Annotated in this window: 22 protein-coding genes; 14 read left to right on the top strand and 8 right to left on the bottom strand. The window is 35.8% G+C overall.

The annotated features are described in order from the left end of the window. Positions 1–10 precede the first annotated feature (10 nt). Positions 11–589, top strand: a complete 579-nt coding sequence (locus BUB12_RS13030) for a helix-turn-helix domain-containing protein (protein ID WP_234982710.1) — start codon at positions 11–13, stop codon at positions 587–589. Positions 590–660: 71 nt separating this feature from the next. On the opposite strand, the gene BUB12_RS13025 is transcribed toward BUB12_RS13030, so the two are convergent. Further along, positions 661–780, bottom strand: a complete 120-nt coding sequence (locus BUB12_RS13025) for a DUF4023 family protein (protein ID WP_072891362.1) — start codon at positions 778–780, stop codon at positions 661–663. A gap of 155 nt (positions 781–935) precedes the next feature. Between BUB12_RS13025 and BUB12_RS13020 the strand changes: the two genes are divergently transcribed. Continuing rightward, positions 936–1,550: a PH domain-containing protein gene (locus tag BUB12_RS13020; protein WP_072891361.1), complete on the top strand. Its 615-nt coding sequence runs from the start codon at positions 936–938 to the stop codon at positions 1,548–1,550. A gap of 55 nt (positions 1,551–1,605) precedes the next feature. Here BUB12_RS13020 and BUB12_RS13015 read toward each other — a convergent pair whose 3' ends face one another. Continuing rightward, entirely contained in the window at positions 1,606–2,163 is a 558-nt protein-coding gene (locus BUB12_RS13015) for a CDP-alcohol phosphatidyltransferase family protein (RefSeq protein WP_072891360.1), read from the bottom strand. Positions 2,164–2,368: 205 nt separating this feature from the next. On the opposite strand from BUB12_RS13015, the gene BUB12_RS13010 reads away from it, so the two are divergent. Together BUB12_RS13010 and BUB12_RS13005 are read left to right on the top strand one after the other, a co-directional pair. After that, a complete protein-coding gene (locus tag BUB12_RS13010) occupies positions 2,369–3,316 on the top strand; it encodes a Gfo/Idh/MocA family protein (RefSeq protein WP_072891359.1) in 948 nt (315 codons plus the stop codon). A 13-nt stretch (positions 3,317–3,329) separates the two neighbouring features. Further along, positions 3,330–4,436 (top strand): metallophosphoesterase, encoded by a 1,107-nt coding sequence (locus BUB12_RS13005; RefSeq protein ID WP_072891358.1) that lies wholly within the window; start codon positions 3,330–3,332, stop codon positions 4,434–4,436. A gap of 36 nt (positions 4,437–4,472) precedes the next feature. On the opposite strand, the gene BUB12_RS13000 is transcribed toward BUB12_RS13005, so the two are convergent. Continuing rightward, positions 4,473–4,736, bottom strand: a complete 264-nt coding sequence (locus tag BUB12_RS13000; RefSeq protein ID WP_072891357.1) for a hypothetical protein — start codon at positions 4,734–4,736, stop codon at positions 4,473–4,475. A 209-nt stretch (positions 4,737–4,945) separates the two neighbouring features. Here BUB12_RS13000 and BUB12_RS12995 point away from each other — a divergent pair, with 209 nt between their 5' ends. Next, positions 4,946–5,320, top strand: a complete 375-nt coding sequence (locus tag BUB12_RS12995) for a helix-turn-helix domain-containing protein (protein WP_234982709.1) — start codon at positions 4,946–4,948, stop codon at positions 5,318–5,320. A gap of 137 nt (positions 5,321–5,457) precedes the next feature. Here BUB12_RS12995 and BUB12_RS12990 read toward each other — a convergent pair whose 3' ends face one another. Then, positions 5,458–6,015 carry a nucleoside/nucleotide kinase family protein gene (locus tag BUB12_RS12990; protein ID WP_072891355.1) on the bottom strand — a complete coding sequence of 186 codons (558 nt, stop codon included), beginning with the start codon at positions 6,013–6,015 and terminating at the stop codon, positions 5,458–5,460. 114 nt (positions 6,016–6,129) lie between these two features. On the opposite strand from BUB12_RS12990, the gene BUB12_RS12985 reads away from it, so the two are divergent. From BUB12_RS12985 to BUB12_RS12965, 5 genes are all read left to right on the top strand, one after another. Beyond that, on the top strand, positions 6,130–6,660 hold the full coding sequence (locus BUB12_RS12985; protein ID WP_072891354.1) for a D-glycero-alpha-D-manno-heptose-1,7-bisphosphate 7-phosphatase: 531 nt from the start codon (positions 6,130–6,132) through the stop codon (positions 6,658–6,660). 75 nt (positions 6,661–6,735) lie between these two features. Then, positions 6,736–6,882, top strand: a complete 147-nt coding sequence (locus BUB12_RS12980) for a XapX domain-containing protein (RefSeq protein ID WP_407668452.1) — start codon at positions 6,736–6,738, stop codon at positions 6,880–6,882. 11 nt (positions 6,883–6,893) lie between these two features. Further along, on the top strand, positions 6,894–7,076 hold the full coding sequence (locus BUB12_RS12975; RefSeq protein WP_072891352.1) for a XapX domain-containing protein: 183 nt from the start codon (positions 6,894–6,896) through the stop codon (positions 7,074–7,076). 74 nt (positions 7,077–7,150) lie between these two features. Further along, on the top strand, positions 7,151–9,424 hold the full coding sequence (locus tag BUB12_RS12970; RefSeq protein WP_072891351.1) for an ATP-dependent DNA helicase: 2,274 nt from the start codon (positions 7,151–7,153) through the stop codon (positions 9,422–9,424). Between the two features lie 74 nt (positions 9,425–9,498). Next, on the top strand, positions 9,499–9,924 hold the full coding sequence (locus tag BUB12_RS12965; protein ID WP_072891350.1) for a pyridoxamine 5'-phosphate oxidase family protein: 426 nt from the start codon (positions 9,499–9,501) through the stop codon (positions 9,922–9,924). Between the two features lie 688 nt (positions 9,925–10,612). Here BUB12_RS12965 and BUB12_RS12960 read toward each other — a convergent pair. Beyond that, entirely contained in the window at positions 10,613–11,431 is an 819-nt protein-coding gene (locus BUB12_RS12960; RefSeq protein WP_072891349.1) for an N-acetylmuramoyl-L-alanine amidase, read from the bottom strand. Between the two features lie 210 nt (positions 11,432–11,641). Between BUB12_RS12960 and BUB12_RS12955 the strand changes: the two genes are divergently transcribed. Beyond that, the gene (locus BUB12_RS12955; RefSeq protein WP_234982708.1) at positions 11,642–12,202 is read left to right on the top strand and encodes a GNAT family N-acetyltransferase; all 561 of its coding nucleotides are present in this window, start codon (positions 11,642–11,644) and stop codon (positions 12,200–12,202) included. 32 nt (positions 12,203–12,234) lie between these two features. Continuing rightward, positions 12,235–13,134: a fumarylacetoacetate hydrolase family protein gene (locus BUB12_RS12950; RefSeq protein WP_072891347.1), complete on the top strand. Its 900-nt coding sequence runs from the start codon at positions 12,235–12,237 to the stop codon at positions 13,132–13,134. Positions 13,135–13,146: 12 nt separating this feature from the next. Here BUB12_RS12950 and BUB12_RS12945 read toward each other — a convergent pair whose 3' ends face one another. Further along, a complete protein-coding gene (locus tag BUB12_RS12945) occupies positions 13,147–14,619 on the bottom strand; it encodes a potassium/proton antiporter (RefSeq protein ID WP_072891346.1) in 1,473 nt (490 codons plus the stop codon). Positions 14,620–14,788: 169 nt separating this feature from the next. On the opposite strand from BUB12_RS12945, the gene BUB12_RS12940 reads away from it, so the two are divergent. Further along, positions 14,789–14,995 carry a CDGSH iron-sulfur domain-containing protein gene (locus BUB12_RS12940; protein WP_084063341.1) on the top strand — a complete coding sequence of 69 codons (207 nt, stop codon included), beginning with the start codon at positions 14,789–14,791 and terminating at the stop codon, positions 14,993–14,995. Between the two features lie 39 nt (positions 14,996–15,034). Here the strand turns inward: BUB12_RS12940 and BUB12_RS12935 are convergent, their stop codons facing one another. Together BUB12_RS12935 and BUB12_RS12930 are read right to left on the bottom strand one after the other, a co-directional pair. Continuing rightward, positions 15,035–16,297 carry a helix-turn-helix domain-containing protein gene (locus BUB12_RS12935; protein ID WP_072891345.1) on the bottom strand — a complete coding sequence of 421 codons (1,263 nt, stop codon included), beginning with the start codon at positions 16,295–16,297 and terminating at the stop codon, positions 15,035–15,037. Continuing rightward, positions 16,290–16,883: a sigma-70 family RNA polymerase sigma factor gene (locus BUB12_RS12930; protein ID WP_084063340.1), complete on the bottom strand. Its 594-nt coding sequence runs from the start codon at positions 16,881–16,883 to the stop codon at positions 16,290–16,292. Before BUB12_RS12930 ends, BUB12_RS12935 begins: the two co-directional genes overlap by 8 nt. A 340-nt stretch (positions 16,884–17,223) precedes the next feature. On the opposite strand from BUB12_RS12930, the gene BUB12_RS12925 reads away from it, so the two are divergent. Beyond that, positions 17,224–18,909 carry an FAD-binding dehydrogenase gene (locus tag BUB12_RS12925; protein ID WP_072891344.1) on the top strand — a complete coding sequence of 562 codons (1,686 nt, stop codon included), beginning with the start codon at positions 17,224–17,226 and terminating at the stop codon, positions 18,907–18,909. Positions 18,910–19,026 lie beyond the last annotated feature (117 nt).

Raw genomic sequence — 19,026 nt, 5'->3', positions numbered from 1 at the left:
CGTTTGGTTAGTGGGAAGGGAGAGAATACCAATAGACTTAAGACATATAGGAGCAAAAATTAAACAAGCTAGACTTAAAAGTAAAAAAACACAACAGCAAATCGCCGATCAATGTGGTATTTCTAAAAGCTTATTATCCAAGATAGAGAATGGACAAACTGCTTCAGCCGTTGCTACTTTATCAAAAATTAGTGATGCATTAGAAATTCCTCTTTCTTGGGTATTAGACGATCATCCAGAATCAGATTTGGTACTTCAGCCAAAAGCAAAGCGACAGTTTCAAGTAGACGATGATAATATGGGCTACTCTTATGAATTACTTGCAAAAGCACGTTTTTCAAATGTTGAACCAACAATCGTTCACGTTACACCAAAAGATATGAACGATAGGCAAGAACCATATACACATTCTCAAGATGAATTTATTTACATAATTGAAGGTTCCATTTATTTGTATTATGATGAACAAAAACATCTAATGGAAAAAGGGGATACCGCTTATTTTAAAGGTAAGAATCCTCATCTATTCATTCCAATAGACAATGATGGAGCGAAAGTATTAACGATTTTTGTTGATCGTCAAGATTAAATAAAACAAAAAGCGCCGTCTGAGCGCTTTTTGTTTTTGGTATAGGGTTTGTTTTAGGCAATACGGGTGAATTAATGGCGTTTGCTTGGTAGTTTTTTCCCTCGCTTAATACCTCCTTGTCGCCTTTTTACTTGTTCATTTTTTTGTTTTCGCTCATTGAACCTTGCGACAAATTCTGAAGTATCTTCCACAAATGCACCTCCTTTATATGCTATTACTACCATTTCCAAATTTCTACAAAAAATGCATAAATTATCCAATTAATAAGAAGAACTACTTGTAATAATTTTCATAATTAAATGATATACTATTGAAGTACAATGTTGAAAACAAAGGAGCGATTTCTATGTTAAAAAAGTTTGCCTCTGACGCACTAGGTTTGTCAGACATAGGGAAAATTATCGGACCTGAGGATTACGACAAAACAGATGCTGATGATTATGTTAGACACGAAGATGGAGAGAAGATCTATTTTCTAATAAAAACAAAGGCTGATGAGTACTGCTTTACTAATTTGGCTTTGATTCATGTTGATGGGGAAAATGCTGTATCCTCTAAAAGAACGTTAAAACGATATCCTTACTCTCAACATAAAATGTCAAACGTTGCTTTAGAAACCGCAGGAAAAGTAGATTTGGATATTGAGATTAAATTTCACTTAGGAAAAGAAGCTTATAGCATTGATGTTGATAAACGGGAATTGGAAAAGTTAAATGATCTTTACAAAGCCTTGGTGTACATATCTGAGGAAACAAATGAAAACAATGTCATGCTGGAAATGGCAAGTCAGAGTTTAGACAAAGCAGTTACCGTACTACAGAACTCAAGAACATCTGATGCTAATCTTGCCGATCAATATAAATTATTAACTGAATATGGTTTTGATTGGTTAAAGTCAGTACGAAAAGAATATCATAAAAAAGACTTTGGAGATGTATTTGAAAAATATATTAATAATTAACCATTGAAAATCAGCTGCCTATATAAGCAGCTGATTTTTTATTTGGAAACCTTTTTCATACATGTTTATATAATTTTATAAATTCAGGTATATATAATAAAAATGATAATGCCAAAAATCCACCTGTTACTGTCATCAATACTCCGGAAGCTTCTGGACTCAATTCTGGAAAGGCGATCAGAATAAATGTGGCAGCATAAAAGACGGCAGTAGATACTTTTCCAAACCACATCGCACCATCAAGTTTTCTCCCTTTCTTCAGTAGTATTAATCCATTTATTCCCATAAATAATTCTTTCACAACCAGTAATACGACGAGTATCCACATGTATTGATAGCGAATGACTAAGCAGAATAAGATAGCAGCTTGAGTCAGTTTGTCTGCGACTGGATCGACCGTCTTCCCAAGCTCCGTAATCTGATTAAATTTCCTAGCAATTAAACCATCAAATAAATCGGTTAATCCAGATACTAGTATAATAATAGCTGCTATATAGTAATCCAACGGTTCCGTTGCAGTTAAGTAATAATAGATAAATACAGGAATAAGGATTAAACGAATATACGATAAGATGTTTGGAATAGTAAATATTTCTTTTGTAGTAATCTTCACATTAAACTCCTCCTAGATGCTACTACGATATCTCATATGCAAAAGATTCACTTTATTAATTGTATCCCCTTTGCGAATTATTTGAAAGTAAGTTTACACGCGAATACGATATTAGTAGGGAAAAAGATTTATAGGTATTGTTTATAATAGCAATCTAGTATAATTTAAATTAATAATTTATGCATGTGGAGAGGATAGAATACATATGAAACAGTTAAACATAGGAATCATCGGGCTTGGTGCAATTGGGGAAAGATTATTACGACAATTCCATACACATCCATCTACTAATATTGTAGCGATAAGTGATGTGAATGAGCAAAGAATGATAGAAATGAAAGAACTAGTTAGCGAGGTAAATTTATATAATAATTATAAAGATCTTATTGCTAATGAAGAAGTAGAATTGGTATATGTAGCTGTGCCACCTAAATTTCATTATTCAATAGCACTTGATGTTCTAAATGCTGGAAAACATATCTTGTGTGAAAAACCACTTGCCAATTCGTTAGAGGAAGCAATAGAAATGAAGGAGAAAGCAGAAGCAGCAGGTGTTGTAAATGCAATAAATTTCCCATTACCGTATAGTAACCCAGTTAATACACTATCCAATTTAATACAAAAGGATGAGATTGGTAAGTTGCGACGGATTGAACTTACGATGAAGTTTCCAGAATGGCCGAGAAGTTGGCAACAAAATGAATGGATTGCTCGTCGGGAACAAGGTGGTTTCATTCGTGAAATAACGCCACATTTTATTCAGCTAACGCAACAATTGTTTGGAAAAGTAGGTAATGTACAAACCTTTGTGGAATATCCAGAAAATGAAAAGAACTGTGAGACAGGAGTTATTGCACGTTTGCAATTAGAAGCTGGTACACCAATCTTAGTCAATGGTTTAAGTGGAGTAGGTCAAAAAGAAGAACTTTCCTATAAAATGATTGGAGAAAATGGTGTGTTGTCGTTAGTAAACTGGGGACAATTAACTTATACAACGATGGAAAAGGAAAATGAAACAATAGCGATCCGAGACAACGAGCAACCAGGGTTAATTGATGAACTAATTAATGCTGTATCTGGGAAGCCATCCAAACTTATTACATTTAAAGAAGGATATGAAGTTCAAAGAATACTAGAGGGATTATTAGGATAATAGGGAGAGCCAAATGATTAACGTACAGAAACTTAGTCTAGATAATAAAAAAAGAACTATTATCATTTCGGATATTCATGGGAATTTGCCTCTTTTAATCGAACTGCTAAATAAAGTGAACTATACAAAAGAAGATTACTTATTCATCAATGGGGATCTCTGTGAAAAAGGACCCAATAGTTTGGAAGTAGTACGATATATACGAGAAATAATGATAGAATCGAAACAAGTCTATGTCAATAAAGGCAACTGTGACATTCTCCATCGCTACGTATTCGAAGGAGTAGATGGAATAAGAAATTATATGAAAAAACAGCCTTACTCCATTTTAAACGATATGCTTCGTGAGCATGGTAAGGTCCAAGAGGATTTTCTGAAAATAGAAGATTTAGCAGCGTTTTACAACCAACATTTTCATGAGGAACTTAATTGGCTTGATTCCTTACCGATTGCTTATGAAACAGATAATCATATCATTATTCATGCAGGAATAGAAAATAGAATCGACTGGGAAAAAACAACCGAGGAAAATGCACTATCAATGAAAGCATTTTATAACCAAAACCATCAAGCTGGTAAAACAGTAGTTGTAGGACATTGGCCAGTTGTGAATTATAGAGAGGACTTAGTTTGCTCTAATAACCCGATAATCGATTTAGAGAAACAGGTTATTGCCATTGATGGAGGTAACCAAATTAAAAAAGAGGGACAAATTAATGCACTAATAATTGAGGGTGGAGATTATCAATTTGAATTTGTAGATCAATTAGAACATGAATGCACGATACACCAAGAGCATATTGATACTACAGATCGAGTAGGGACGATTACATATCCAAACTATGAATTAAGCAAAATTGAAGAAGACATTTATTTCACGCTTTGTGAGAATATTAATCTAGGAATCCAACAATGGGTGAAGAATGAGTATTTAATTGAAAATGAACAAGGTCTTTATTATTCAAAAGATGACCTTAGTACTACTTTTCTTAGTGTAACGAAAGGGGAAACAGTTTGGATTGTCGATCAAGATTGTGGTGGTTATACACTCATTAAAAAAGAAATTGGAGACGTTGGGTGGATTCCAAAAAAATGCTTAGAAAAAGAGGCAAATTCCTAGACCAATCAATAGAGGGCTAGGAATTTGCCTTTTGGATTATTCAAAAATGTTAAGGATATACTTGCCTTTATGGCTACTGTACAAAATATACCCTTTCTTCAGCAACTCCCTCTTTGCGAGAATAAGTGAAAAATAGGATATGTCCAATTCTTTCCTTCTTTTTGCTGGAATTGAAAATGGACAATACAAATTATCAGCTTTTAACACGATGCTCTCAAATAGTTTTTCTGCAGGCAATGATAAGGGGTATATTAGGTGATGGATGTGTACGTGTTCAACAAAATTTGTAGCATACTTCATTTTTTTCCCTCCTTTCCTTATGCTCCTTTCACTTATACATTCGAAATAAAAAGGAAAAAGGGGGTGTATTTAGTTAAAAATTTTTTAGAAATATGAAAAAGATAATGTTTTAAATTTGTCCTATAAGAAACACGTTTGTACTTATGAATAATTTTTTATTTTCACCATAGACAAAAAGGGTGCATATGATATGATTAGAATAGAATATTTTGAAAATTAAGATATGGGAGTGGTGGCTATTGAGTGGACTTGGTGACCGATTGCGAAAGTTACGCTTAGAAAGAGGACTTGAACCGGAGAAAATGGCTCAACAACTTCAATTTACGAAGAGTGTCATTTGGAGTTATGAATTGGAAAAAAAGGAGCCGAGTGTAAGTCATATAAAGCGTTTGGCAGATTTTTTCGATGTATCAACAGATTATCTTGTTAATGGTATTGAAGAAAAACAACCTACATTACAAATTGATTTAGAAAACAGGAATAAGAATCGTCATAGGTTACTAATAGATGGGGTTGAATTAAGTGAAGAAGAGTTAACTGATGTAGTGGCTTTTATTAAGGCAAAACGATTATTAAAAAAGTAACGATATTATCAATTTAGTTAAAGTATCCACTCTTGAGTCTTCTAATGAATTTCCACTGTCTTGCTTTTCTACAGAATAGCAGTCTTCTTCAAATAAAATGCATTTCATTTCTTTACAATCAAAAATCAAATGGCCTTCTAATATTTAAAAAGGTCATTTGATTTTAGTTTTTCTATTAAACTATGTACCATTTCCATAGTTGACAGATGTCCATCGATAATGACATCTGAATTAGGTTTTATGGAGTGTAGCATTTCAGTATAGCCTTTTCTGCCATATGATAAGTAGTGCTCTAAGTTAGAAAGGATGTCTGAAGCAGTCTTATTATGAAAGTCCCTTAACATACGCCTTGCCATTGCAATGTCTAAAGGAGTATCAATAAAAAGAGCTAAATCAATGTAAGTTCTAATTTGTGCATTTTGGTATGCAAAAGGATAATCTAGAAGAATAAAATTGTATCGTTCTTTCAGCAATACTTCAATATCCTGTTTTAGAGGAGATAAATCAAAAGCATTGTAGTCTGCTCCATTATCCAACCAATCTATGATGCTCTCTGGTCCATTAAACGTATAATCATCAAAATAGATTGCTTTAGCATTCGGCAATGTTTCCTCTAATTTTGAAACGAAAGTAGTCTTTCCACCGCCAGATACGGATGCAACAGCAATAACAACTGCTCGATTATTTTTAGACATTAGCATCCCCCCTCACTATTCATATTACCATTTTTTCACAAATATCTCATATGAAATCCTAGTGATTGAAGGTTAACAATAATGTACATAATACGTGGGGAAAGGGTGGTGTTGATGATTAAAAAGAAAGCCATTTTTCTAGACCGCGATGGTGTTATTAATGAAGTTTTAAGTAAACGTGTAAAATTTGTCAATAAACCGAGTGACTTTTACTTGTTAGACGGAGTAGGAGAAGCAATAAAACGATTGAATGAAATGGACTATAAAGTATTTGTGGTTACTAATCAAGGTGGAGTTGGTTTAGGGTATATGGAAGAAGCAGCGCTACATAAAGTGCATGAAAAAATGGAAAGTGATTTATCGGCGTATGGTGCAACAATTGATGATGTTGCCTATTGTCCACATAAGCCACATGAAGGGTGTGCTTGTCGTAAACCAGAACCACAAATGATAATTGATCTGTCTAATAAATATGACATTGAGTTATCAGAGAGCTACATGGTGGGAGACCGTGAACCTGATATTGAAGCAGGCAAAAAGGCAGGGACAAAAACAGTGCTTGTCGGTAATCGTGATAAGGAAAAAGTTGATGCGGATTATTACTTTAACGATTTATTAATTTTTTCAACTTGGCTAATTGGATGAGAATGAGAATAGAATGTCTCAGTTAAGGAAAATTAAAGGTAATGCTCTCTCTAATAAGGAGGAAGTCAATTGACTATTGTCATTTCATTTCTAACCGGCATTATCTTAGGAATTGTTTTTTCGCTACTCAAACTGCCTATTCCAGCACCACCGAATTTAGCTGGAGTGATGGGGATTGTTGGTGTCTATACAGGGTTTCTGTTAATAAATACATTGTTTTAGAGGTGGTTGTTATGAAATTAACCGTTCAAACCTTTCTTGCAGGAGTTGTTTTAGGTGCCATTTTTTCTTTATTAAATCTTCAAATTCCAGCACCTCCTACTTTAGCAGGAGTGATGGGAGTTGTTGGAACCTTTATAGGCTTTGTTATTATACAACGGTTCAGTAAAGTAAAAAATAATCGTGAAAGTAGCTAACTTCTCAAGGGCCTAGTTCCATTATATATCATTACCTGCTAAACTTAGATTAACGATAAATGACAGGTGATATGATGGCGAATGTAGTTAAGATTTCTGTTAGAAACTTAGTAGAATATGTGTATCGAAGTGGAAGCATAGAAACGGGTTTTCGTACTGCTTCTACTATGACTGAAGGAACAAGGATACATCAACAAATCCAAAAAACATATAGTGAAAACGACCAAAAGGAAGCTTTTGTAGAAGCAGAGATTCCATTTGAAGACATAATCATTAGAGTGGACGGCCGGTGTGATGGACTTTTACATAGAGGTGACAAAATCATTATCGATGAAATTAAGTCTACTGTTCATCCACTTAAACATATTACAGAAGAAACACATCCTGTTCACTGGGCGCAGGCTATTTTTTATGGTTATATTTACGCCGGCGATCATGACCTAAATGAAATAACAATCCAATTAACCTATGTACATGTTAAGACGGAAGAGAAAAAACAGTATCAACGGGTAATGACATATGAAGAATTGAGAGATTATGTTAATGATGTAATTGAGAAATATGCTGAATTTGCTAAATTAGTCCTTCACCATAAAGAGCATCGGAATGATACGTGCAAAGAACTTGATTTCCCATTCTCCGCGTATCGTGAGGGACAACGAAAACTGGCAGGTTCTGTTTATAAAACTATTTTAGATAAAAAAACGTTATTCGCTAGAGCCTCAACAGGGATTGGGAAAACAATCTCTACTATTTTTCCATCTATAAAAGCGATTGGGGAAGGTAACTTAGAACGAATCTTTTATCTTACCGCTAAAACGATTACTAGAACTGCCGCAGAGGATGCCTTTCGTCTATTAATCGAAAATGGCTTAGATATAAAAGTTGTTACTATAACAGCAAAAGATAAGATTTGTTTTCAAGAGGAGACGATTTGTAATAGTGAAAACTGTCCATTTGCTGAAGGTTTTTATGACAGAATAAATGGGGCAGTAATTGATATATTGAAAAATGAAAAGCTGATGGACCGGTCAACTATAGAAATCTATGCTCGGAAGCATCGTGTCTGTCCCTTTGAGTTTTCATTAGAATTAGCTTATGCTGCAGATGCAATTATTTGTGATTATAATTATATTTTTGATCCAAGAGTTTCCTTAAAGCGACTAATGGAAGAACAGAAGAAGCAAACAGCTATCCTGATTGATGAGGCGCATAATCTAGTAGACCGTGCTCGAGAAATGTATTCTGCCGAAATAAATAAATCTAGCTTTCTACAACTAAAAAGAGATTTAAAAGATGACCACCCATCGCTTTCAATAACGTCAAAACTAATAAATGATCATCTACTAGAGATAAAGAAATCAGAGGATTTTTTACAAAAGAAAATCGATAATAAATTAATAGGTTTGTTAGAAGAATTTATAATGGATTCGGAAGTAGAGTTGGCTAGAAATGGAGATAGTAATAGCCTCTTATTAGACACATACTTTGCAGCGCAGGCATTTGTCAAAATTTCTAATCTTTATGATGATAAATTTATTACATACGTTGAAGTTCAAAAAAGTGAAGTAAGAATTAAGCTTTTCTGTTTGGATCCTTCCAAACAGATTCAAAAAATGGGGAAAGGGTTTCGAGCAAAGATTTTCTTTTCAGCAACTTTAACTCCAGCTGATTATTATAAAGATTTATTAGGAGGGCAAGCAGAGGATTATGTAGTTTCTATTCCATCCCCATTTGCACGTGAGAATGCAAAAGTATTGGTAAAGCCTTTGTCAACAAGGTATCGCGATCGTGAAAAGACACTTGAATCCATGGTGCATTTTATAACAGATGTGTTGGCACAAAATGATGGTAATTTCCTTGTTTTCTTCCCTTCATATCAATACATGAGAATGGTGTATGAGCGATTTTATGAAGAACATGCTGACATCAAAACTATTGTTCAAGATGTTGGGATGTCAGAGGTGGAACGCGAGGAATTTTTAGCAGCATTTCAATCGAATCGAGACGACAGATTAGTGGGATTTGCAGTATTGGGTGGTATTTTTTCTGAAGGTGTGGATTTAAAAGGAGATCGACTACAAGGAGTCATTGTTGTTGGTGTGGGAATGCCACAAATTGGGTTAGAACGAAACATTATTAAAGATTATTTTCAATCCATTGGAAAAAATGGGTTTGATTATGCCTATGTTTATCCTGGTATGAATAAGGTATTACAGGCTGGTGGACGATTGGTTCGTACGGATTCCGATACTGGTGTAATTGCCTTAATTGATGATCGTTTCTTACAACGAAAGTATCAGGAACTATTGCCATATGAATGGCAGCATTTTGAAGTGAGCAATTAGGTAGTTTCTTTGTTTATTTTAGGCTTAATAAGACATACTAAAAGCATCACGATACATAGAAAGGTGTGTTTTTATTGAGTCAGCACGCAAGACAAGCTGTAGAAAGAATTCTGGAAAGTAGTTCTGTAGGTACGATGGCTACTATTAAAAATAACAGACCACACACAAGGTTTATGACGTTCTTTCATAAGGACTTAACTTTATATACAGCAACAACGAAGGAAACGGATAAAGTGGAGGAAATTGAGCAGAATCCACATACACATATTCTCATTGGCTATGATGGAGAAGGTTATGGCGATGAGTATATCGACTACCATGGAAAAGTTGCAATTAATGATTCCGATGAATTAAAGAAACAATTATGGACAGAGAAAATGGAGCCTTGGTTTGAAGGTCCGGATGATCCAAACTATATTATTTTAGAAATTAAGCCGGAAACGGTGAGACTTATGACTAATCAAGTAGGGAATGAACCACAGGAAGTGGATTTAGCCTAAGTGAAAGAGAGGCAGGGACATAACTAATTATATGCAACCTAAAAACGAATAATAACAATAAAAAGATTATCAATGTTAGGTTTTCTAAGAATTGGTTACTTTCTAAAGTTAATAGAAAACTCAGAGTTAGAGCTTAGTTGATTTCAAAGAGTCTTTTTTGCCGTGGACATGGCTTCAGCCAGGCGACTACTTGAATAAACTTCTTTGCTGCCTTGTACCAAGGAATTGTCTTCTTAAAATTTCTAGTAGATGCAGGTACATCTCTGGGGTCTTCAGAAACTAGCTATTCCCACACGACAAATGTTTTCGGTGGCGAGTAATCACAGGCACAGTCCCAAGGAAGGATACTCTAGCGACGCATCGCACGCAGAAAATGCACATATAAATGCATTTTCAAGGAGTCGATTGCCATCTCTCCAATCAACAATTTATTATGCAACATTTTAAATTGATATTGACGCCAAAACTAGCGAAGGAAATACACGAAGACTCCTGCGGGAGCAGAGGCATAGGTGAGACCCCACAGGACGAAAGTCCGAGGAGGCTCACCAGCCGCCCGCGGAAAGCGAAGTGTATTTTCCGTAGCGATGAACCCACGCTCTACTAAAATTTGCTAGCAACTTCAAGAATCCGAACAAATTCTATTGTTCGGATTTTGGTTTATCTAAAATACTTTTGTCCAGCCCCTTTAATTTACAGTTATGAATGCATCGTTTATTCCTGCATCTTTTACTTCATCTAAGCGTTGATTTGCATTGTTTCGACTTCTGAAGGCACCTGCCTGAACGCGGTACCAAACTTCCCCACTTATTAAATGACGGTCTACAAATGATTCGATCCCAGCATTTCTTAATAAATCTACTCTCTTATCTGCATTGTTTTTAGATTTAAACGAACCAGCTATTATACGATATACTGTTCCAGGTTCAGGATCTGGTGTTGGGTTTCCACCGTTTGATTTTGGTTGAAGATCGAAGGCTTTGGCTATTCCATTTGCATGCCCATGTGCAACCGTTTGTCTCCATGTTGAACTACTCATTAATTGCGCGTCTTGACTATTATCGATAAAACCATTCTCTGATAGAAAAGCAGACATAGTTGTTTCACGTAGTACGTGGAAGTTAGCTTTTTTCTTTCCACGGTTACTCAATTTGTTTACCTTAGTAATCTCTTGGTGTAGAGTATTACGATAGTTTGCAGTTTGAGAGTTATCAGACAATCGATCATGGATAAAATCCTCGTAACCGCGTGCCTGCCCGTTGAATGCATTGCAATGGATAGAAACATAATAGTCCGCTCCCCATTGGTTTGCTTCATTTGTACGTTGTTGTAGGCTTTTCGTTTGGTCACTTGTCCGACTCATACGGATTTGAATATCATCATAGTTTGCTAGTAAAATAGATTGTATACGTAAAGCTATATCTAAGTTAATATCTTTCTCTAGAAGCCCATTTCCACTAGCACCTGGGTCAGTACCTCCGTGTCCAGGGTCCAAATATAATTTCAAAAAATCTCCTCCTTTAATTTAACTGGTATATCATATGTTTTTAGAAATAAATAAATTGGACAATCATCCTTTCTTTAATAATTTAGGTGGTTATTATAAAATAATACCTCCTTTCATTAATACATTCGAAAAAAGTTACGAAAAAGGGGTGTAAAAGTTATACTAATCTTATAAAAAATAAATTATTTGAGATGAATGGAGGAGAAAAGTATGCAATTAACGACAATCCCTGTTATAGAGACAGATAATTTTAGGTTAAGGGGAATGAAGATTAGCGACGCGGAAGCACTATTTTCCTTTATGAAACAGAAGGAAACCATGAGGTATATAACACCAAATCCAGTTACTTCTGTAGAAGAATTGCAGAAAAATATTCAAGGATATTTGGATAATTTTCATAACCATAAAGAAATTCCCTGGGTAATAACAGACCTTAAGACAAATCAGGTTATCGGTCAATTTCGGCTACATAAACTAAATTATTGGCATAAGAAAACAGAGCTAGGTGTTGTGATAAGCGACAGCTATCAGAGAAAAGGTGTAATGACAGAATTATTGGGACTTGTTCTAACCTTTATTTTCGAGACTTTAGATTTCAATCGTGTTGTGGGAGATATTTTTGCAGATAATGAAGGTTCCCGGAAATTATTAGAGAAATACGGCTTTACAAAAGAAGGAGTACTTAGACAAACGGATTTTGATGGAGAGAATTATCATGATACAGTTGTATATTCCATGCTAAAGTCGGAATATAATGATATGTTTAAATAAACAATATTAATAGATAGGGGAGAGGTGTTTAGATGAAATTAGTTAGCTATAAATTAAAAGGAAAACCTAGTTCACTAAGAATAGGATATGTACGTGGAGAAGAAATAATAGATTTACATGAAGCATCCATTCGTTTACCTGTCGAAGTACTTCCAACGGATCCAAATCAATTTTATAAGCTAGGAAATAAAGCTATTGAGGTTGCTAAAAAGATTGAGAGTAAACTCGGTCAAACAGAAGTCACCGGATTAGCAGTTCAGTTAGGCGAAGCATATCTTTCAACACCTATACCTGCACCATCTAAAATTATTTGTATTGGCAAAAATTATGCAGAACATGCTGCAGAAATGGATAGCAACATACCAGATTACCCAGTTCTATTCGCAAAGTATCAAAATGCCTTAATTGGTCCAGAAGATAGGATTGAGAAATCAAATCAAACGGGTAAATTGGATTATGAAGTAGAACTAACTGTTGTGATTGGGAAAGAAGCATCAAATGTTAAAAGAGAAGAGGCACTAGATTATATAGCAGGTTACACGATCGGAAATGATATTTCTGCACGTGATTTACAAAAACGAACACCACAGTGGCTACAAGGGAAATCACTTGATCGAAGTACTCCTATTGGTCCATGGATAGTAACCGCAGATGAAGTAGGGAACCCAGGGAATCTCGCCATACAATCCTCTGTAAATGGTGAAGTAAGACAGTCTTCAAACACGAATAAATTAATGTTTGATGTTCCATTTCTCATTGAGTTTATTTCTGAGTTAATTACCTTACAACCAGGAGATATCATTTTGACAGGTACACCAGAAGGCGTCGCAATGGGAATGGATTCACCGAAGTTTTTACAAGTAGGAGACAAGATAACACTTGAAATAGAAAAAATAGGTCAAATGGAAAATACTGTAGGAACTAAAAACTAAGGGGGTGTTGTATTACCCCTTAGCTTCTTTTTTTCTTAGATGATTATTTCCCATTAGTACTGTTTTTGCTTTATCGCGATTTTCTTTTTTACTTAAGACATATAGGGTATCGCCTTGTGTAATAATAGAGGTCCCTCTTGGTGTAATCAATTGCTGGTTACGGATAATCCCAATAATTAGTGTGTCTGGGGGTAGCTCTAAGTCAATTAGGTTCATATTAACTGCTGGTGATAAATCAGTAATGGCTACTTCCATAATTTCTGAGTTGGTATTTCCTAATGTAATGAGTTCTAAGCTTGGAAATATATTCTTTTCTTTCCCACTGTTTAGGTTTAGTTTTTCTGCTAACCATGATAATGTACTTCCTTGTGTTAAGGCTGAAATCAACACGACGAAAAACACGGCATTAAATATTAACTCGTGATTTTCCACTCCGGCTAAAATTGGGTATGTGGCTAAAACAATAGGAACGGCTCCTTTTAGACCTGCCCAAGAGATAAAAAGTTTTTCCTTTAGATTATATTTCATAAATACCATACTAATAAATACGGCAATTGGACGAGCAATAAACATAAGGATAAGAGATAGTAAGATACCTTGCCAAAATACCCCAATTAACTCTTTTGGAAAAACGAGTAGTCCTAATAGGATAAACATAATGATTTGCATCATTAAAGCGAATCCCTCATTAAATCGTAAAATCGTAAAGCGATACATTAGATCGTTATTTCCTACAAATACAGCCATAACATAAACAGCTAATAAACCACTCCCACCAAAAATATCAGCAGTGATATACGTTAATGTAGCTAGTCCCATTGCAAGAACAGGGTATAGTCCAGCAGTGTCGAGTTTTATATTGTTAATTACAGAAACAGTAATTTTCCCAAAGACTAGACCTAGTACTAGACCGAGCCCCATTTGTAAAAAGAAATCTCCAACAGCAGACCAAATGGTTGAATCTGGAATCTGGATTAATTCAATGAATGAAATCGTTAAGAAAACAGCCATTGGATCATTAGAACCTGATTCTGCTTCTAATGTTGATGTAAGACGTTTCTTTATATTTTTATTACCTAATACGGAAAAAACGGCTGCAGCATCCGTAGAACCAACAATAGCGCCAAAAAGCATACCTTCTAGCAACGTGAATCCTAAAATATACATGGCAGCTAATCCTGTGATGAGGGAAGTAATTAATACACCAATTGTTGCTAAGGAACTAGCAGGACCTATAATTGGAAGTATATGTTCCCATTTTGTTTGTGTTCCACCTTCAAATAAAATAATGATTAAAGCCATAATCCCAATCAATTGGGTTAATTCAACATTATCAAAGAAAATAATTCGGTTAAGAACCATCCCAGCTAATAAAAACAGTACTAAAGCAGGTAGGCCTAGGCGGTTAGAGAATTTTGTTGAAACAACACCAACAATAAGCATTAGCGCAAATAGTAAAATTAAAGATTGAATGGATAAATCCAATGTGTAACAACCCTTCTATGTGTACTCATGTGATAGTTTAAATCTAATGATGAATGATTATCCATTTTATTTAAAACGGGTTTTCATTTAAAAAGAGACCGGTAACACCTTTTATTTTTTGATAATTGGCTATATAATGATAACTATAATGTTGATGGAGGGGATAAATATGAGTGATAAGGTACAAATCAAGGTTAATGATAATGGATCGTATCGTGTAATGGGGGATGTGGAATTGGTTGATAAAGAGGGGAACGTGTTTGAAACGAAAAAGTCCTTTTCTCTTTGTCGTTGCGGTCATTCTGCGAATAAACCATTCTGTGATGGAACTCATAAGAAAATCGGTTTTGAAAGTGCACCGAGAGCAAATGAATAAAAGTGAAAACCCGTACTCCTTCTGGGTACGGGTTAACCATTAATTTAAAGGTAACAGATACACTTTCCAAATACCTTCTTCGTTTTTGATAAGTGAAAAACTGTTTGGCCAATGACCTTCTTCAGATGGGAACATAACAAAAGCCATTTCTTCATTACCTTGATTCGTGTAAATCTCCTCAAATGTTGTTTCCCTATTTTGAAGTTCTACATATAGATCGTTCATTTGTTGCTGATCAGCTTCATACATTGATCGTTTTTCAAAATAAGTCTCCTTATCTGGTGTCCCATACGTCTCTCCTTTAATGTATAAGCTATAAAGTACTTCTACATCATTATTTTGAAGTGCGTGATGATACAGCTTAAATACTTCAATTGGCCTTAATTCATTGAGAAGACGATCATCTAACGTATCAGCATAGTTTGTGTATAGTTCATTTAATGTTTCATCTAAATTAATAGTGGAAATATACGATTCCTTATTCACTTCAAGGGTATCTCTAATATCCAAATGGACTTGAGAACCATTGGGAGTAAATACATATTCGGCACCAATTACATCCAACATAAAGCCGTCGTTTGCTTGTTGAATTGGAGTACCACCTCTAGCTGCTCCGTACATCACCTTGACGATTGTTTCATCTTGAAAGTAAAAAGGGATGTCACCATGTTTATCAGATCGTGCTAATGGAAAGTCCAGTAATGTTCGATTATCAGGATTAAATGAAATCTGGTTGTTTCTATAGTTAAAGTTCCCAGAAAGCCAAGTGTTTCCTTTAAATGAAATAATCGTTTCATCGCCCTGTTTTTTTACATCTGTTACTTCCATATTTCCATATGTGAGACCACTTTCCACGGAATCAGGGTTGAATAAGAGGTTTGAACCATCACTACTAATGTCTCGGTCATGAGCAGCTTGGTCATTCCCACTATGGTCACCATCTGAAGATTCACTATCTTCGGCAATATCCACATCAGAATCTTTCATATTAAAGCTTTCATTTTCGTATGCCCCATCCATTTCTACCATCGTATCTGAGTCATTTTGTGATTCAATGGAATAGTCGCTAGCAGAGTTTCTCATTTTTGAAAACAGTTCAGGGATACTGTTGAATGTAATAGCTAAAAGGACAAATAAGGCAGCTGCAGCTACAACTGGAATAAGTCTCAGATGCAACCTTTTTCGTGTAGGTTGTTTTCCTTTTTTAATCTTAGCTAAAACGGCTTTTTTATCACTTTCTGTAAAGGTCAAATTTATTTCAGATTCATATTGTTTTTTAAGATGTTTTAACTGCTTATCCATGGTTAACACCACCTTCTTCATTAGATAAGCATTTCTTTAACTTTTCTCTTCCACGATTTAATCTTGTTCTTACGGTTGCTTCCTTCGTATTTAAAACATTGCTAATTTCTTTTGTAGATAGCTCTTTAAAATAAAATAATATAATAACTTCACGATATCGAACAGGCAACTCCATCACTTGTTTTAGGAGTTTGCTGGATTCACTCTGTTTAATGGTTTGTTCCTCAGGAGTATCTACATCTTGCTCACCAGGTTGTGCTGACTGCATTAGTTTTTCTTTTAAGCGCTTATTTCTAGATTGCCAGCTTCTTAGATGATCTTTGCATTTATTTATAGCAATGGAGTAGATCCAACTTTTTAATGAAGATTTACCTTGAAACGTATTTAATTTTTGATAAACCGTGACAAAAACCTCTTGTGTGACATCATCGGTGTCAGCAGAGTTATTCATATACGTAAACACTAATCGTTTAATTTCATCACCGTACGCGTCCATGATCGTTTCTATTGCTTCTTCTGGATTCATCTGCAAGACATATAGATCATCTATCTCGTAGGGTGAGTGGAAAGACTTCGAGCGTCCCACTCTGTTTCCTCCTAACTGTCTGCTCAATAGTAAGACGTTACATTTCCTCGTCATGTTTCAACTATTAGAACAGTTTTTAGCTTAATAATGTAGACTTTTAAGAGTCACATCGAACGGTCTTATTTCTTACGACGTAAGAAGGATAAGAATTCGGAGATGTTTTAGCTCTAAGCTTTTCTTTATATTGTAGCATCAATTATCCAATTTTATATTAGTAATATTTAATTTAAAGTAGGATTCAAGAAAAATTGATTCTTTGACTAATAAAATTGCAACTAATATAATAAAAATAGGTAGTTTATTCAGAAAATTATTACAAAAGTTGGAAGGAGGCCTTGGAATGAAATTTGATGTGATAGTAGTTGGAGCAGGTTTGGCTGGTTTAGTGGCAACAGCAGAGATAGCTGATGGAGGGAAAAAGGTGCTTTTACTAGATCAAGAACCAGAAAGTTCTCTTGGTGGACAAGCATGGTGGTCATTTGGAGGTTTGTTTTTAATTGATTCACCTGAACAACGTCGTATGGGAATCAAGGACTCTAAAGAGTTGGCATGGCAAGATTGGTTAGGTACAGCTGGATTCGATAGAGAAAACGATGAAGACTACTGGGCAAGAAAATGGGCAGAAAGTTATGTTGATTTTGCTGCAGGAGAAAAACGTGAGTGGTTGCGAAAATTGGGTGTGCGTTTCTTTCCGGTAGTTGGTTGGGCTGAACGCGGAGGCTATCTTGCAGAGGGACACGGCAATTCGGTCCCAAGATTCCACATTGTTTGGGGCACAGGACCGGGTCTAGTGGAACCGTTTGAACAACGTGTTCGGGAACATATGAAGAATGGACTAGTCGATTATCGTCCTAGACATCGTGTGGACGAATTAAAGGTAAGTAACGGTACTATTGTTGGGGCTATTGGATCTGTCTTGGCGCCTGATGATGTGAAACGTGGAGAGAAAAGCTCACGAGATGTTGTTTGGAGCTTTGAATATGATGCAGAAGCTGTTGTGGTAACCAGTGGAGGAATTGGTGCTAACTTTGAACTTATTCGAAAAAACTGGCCAAGTCGACTAGGAAATCCACCGGAAAATATGATATCGGGAGTGCCTCATCATGTTGATGGAAGGATGCTTTCGATTACAGAAAAAGCTGGTGGACGAATCGTTAATCGTGATCGAATGTGGCATTATACAGAAGGAATTAAAAACTGGGATTCTATTTGGCCGCATCACGGGATTCGTATTTTACCTGGGCCTTCTTCTATTTGGTTGGATGCAGAGGGAAACCGATTTCCAGCTCCAAATTTTCCAGGCTATGACACACTAGGAACCCTAGAGACGATTATGAAGACAGGTTATGATTATTCATGGTTTATCTTAACCGAAAAAATAATCGAAAAAGAATTTGCATTATCAGGATCGGAACAAAACCCTGATTTAACAGGGAAGAGTATAAAAAAATTGTTATCTCGAGTATTACCAGGTCCACCATCACCGGTTAAAGCATTTATGGATAACGGAGAAGACTTTGTGGTGTCAAAGAATTTGGATGAATTGGTAGTTGGTATGAATAAACTGACTGGGACGGATTTAATTGATATTTTTAAGCTTAGAAGGCAACTGGAAGCGCGTGATCGTGAAATGGATAATACTTTTACGAAAGACTTACAAATAGCAGCGCTCCGAGTTGCTCGAAACTATCGAGGGGATAAGTTAATACGTGCAGCTAAACCTCATAAAATTTTGGACCCTAAAAATGGCCCACTTATTGCTGTAAGGCTTAATATTTTGAGTCGGAAAACATTGGGGGGATTGCAGACAGATTTATCTGGACGCGTCTTAGGAATAGATGGAGAACCAGTACCAGGATTGTATGCTGCTGGAGAAGTATCTGGATTCGGCGGTGGAGGAGTACATGGATATCGTGCGCTGGAGGGAACCTTTTTAGGAGGATGCCTATTCTCCGGTCGCGTTGTGGGGAGATCAGTTGTGGAGTCGTTAGGTACCTTGAAAAAATCCATAAAGGTAAATCATTAAAGGAGGGGCATCATGCCCCTCCTTTAATGTGAAAACGCTCGCCACGCCGAGGAAAACGCTCGCCACGCCGAGGAAAACGCTCGCCACGCCGAGGAAAACGCTCGCCACGCCGAGGAA

It is taken from the genome of Ornithinibacillus halophilus, assembly GCF_900129485.1.
Classification (GTDB): Bacteria; Bacillota; Bacilli; order Bacillales; family Amphibacillaceae; genus Ornithinibacillus; species Ornithinibacillus halophilus.
Note: the sequence above shows the minus strand (reverse complement) of the source record. Positions and strands in the feature narration are given on the sequence as shown.

Excerpts from the sequence above, each read along its gene's own strand:
- BUB12_RS13020 (WP_072891361.1), top strand. The coding sequence starts at position 936 with ATGTTAAAAAAGTTTGCCTCTGACGCACTAGGTTTGTCAGACATAGGG.
- BUB12_RS13010 (WP_072891359.1), top strand. The coding sequence starts at position 2,369 with ATGAAACAGTTAAACATAGGAATCATCGGGCTTGGTGCAATTGGGGAA.
- BUB12_RS13005 (WP_072891358.1), top strand. The coding sequence starts at position 3,330 with ATGATTAACGTACAGAAACTTAGTCTAGATAATAAAAAAAGAACTATT.
- BUB12_RS13000 (WP_072891357.1), bottom strand. The coding sequence starts at position 4,736 with ATGAAGTATGCTACAAATTTTGTTGAACACGTACACATCCATCACCTA.
- BUB12_RS12990 (WP_072891355.1), bottom strand. The coding sequence starts at position 6,015 with ATGTCTAAAAATAATCGAGCAGTTGTTATTGCTGTTGCATCCGTATCT.
- BUB12_RS12985 (WP_072891354.1), top strand. The coding sequence starts at position 6,130 with ATGATTAAAAAGAAAGCCATTTTTCTAGACCGCGATGGTGTTATTAAT.
- BUB12_RS12975 (WP_072891352.1), top strand. The coding sequence starts at position 6,894 with ATGAAATTAACCGTTCAAACCTTTCTTGCAGGAGTTGTTTTAGGTGCC.
- BUB12_RS12970 (WP_072891351.1), top strand. The coding sequence starts at position 7,151 with ATGGCGAATGTAGTTAAGATTTCTGTTAGAAACTTAGTAGAATATGTG.
- BUB12_RS12955 (WP_234982708.1), top strand. The coding sequence starts at position 11,642 with ATGCAATTAACGACAATCCCTGTTATAGAGACAGATAATTTTAGGTTA.
- BUB12_RS12950 (WP_072891347.1), top strand. The coding sequence starts at position 12,235 with ATGAAATTAGTTAGCTATAAATTAAAAGGAAAACCTAGTTCACTAAGA.
- BUB12_RS12940 (WP_084063341.1), top strand. The coding sequence starts at position 14,789 with ATGAGTGATAAGGTACAAATCAAGGTTAATGATAATGGATCGTATCGT.
- BUB12_RS12935 (WP_072891345.1), bottom strand. The coding sequence starts at position 16,297 with ATGGATAAGCAGTTAAAACATCTTAAAAAACAATATGAATCTGAAATA.
- BUB12_RS12925 (WP_072891344.1), top strand. The coding sequence starts at position 17,224 with ATGAAATTTGATGTGATAGTAGTTGGAGCAGGTTTGGCTGGTTTAGTG.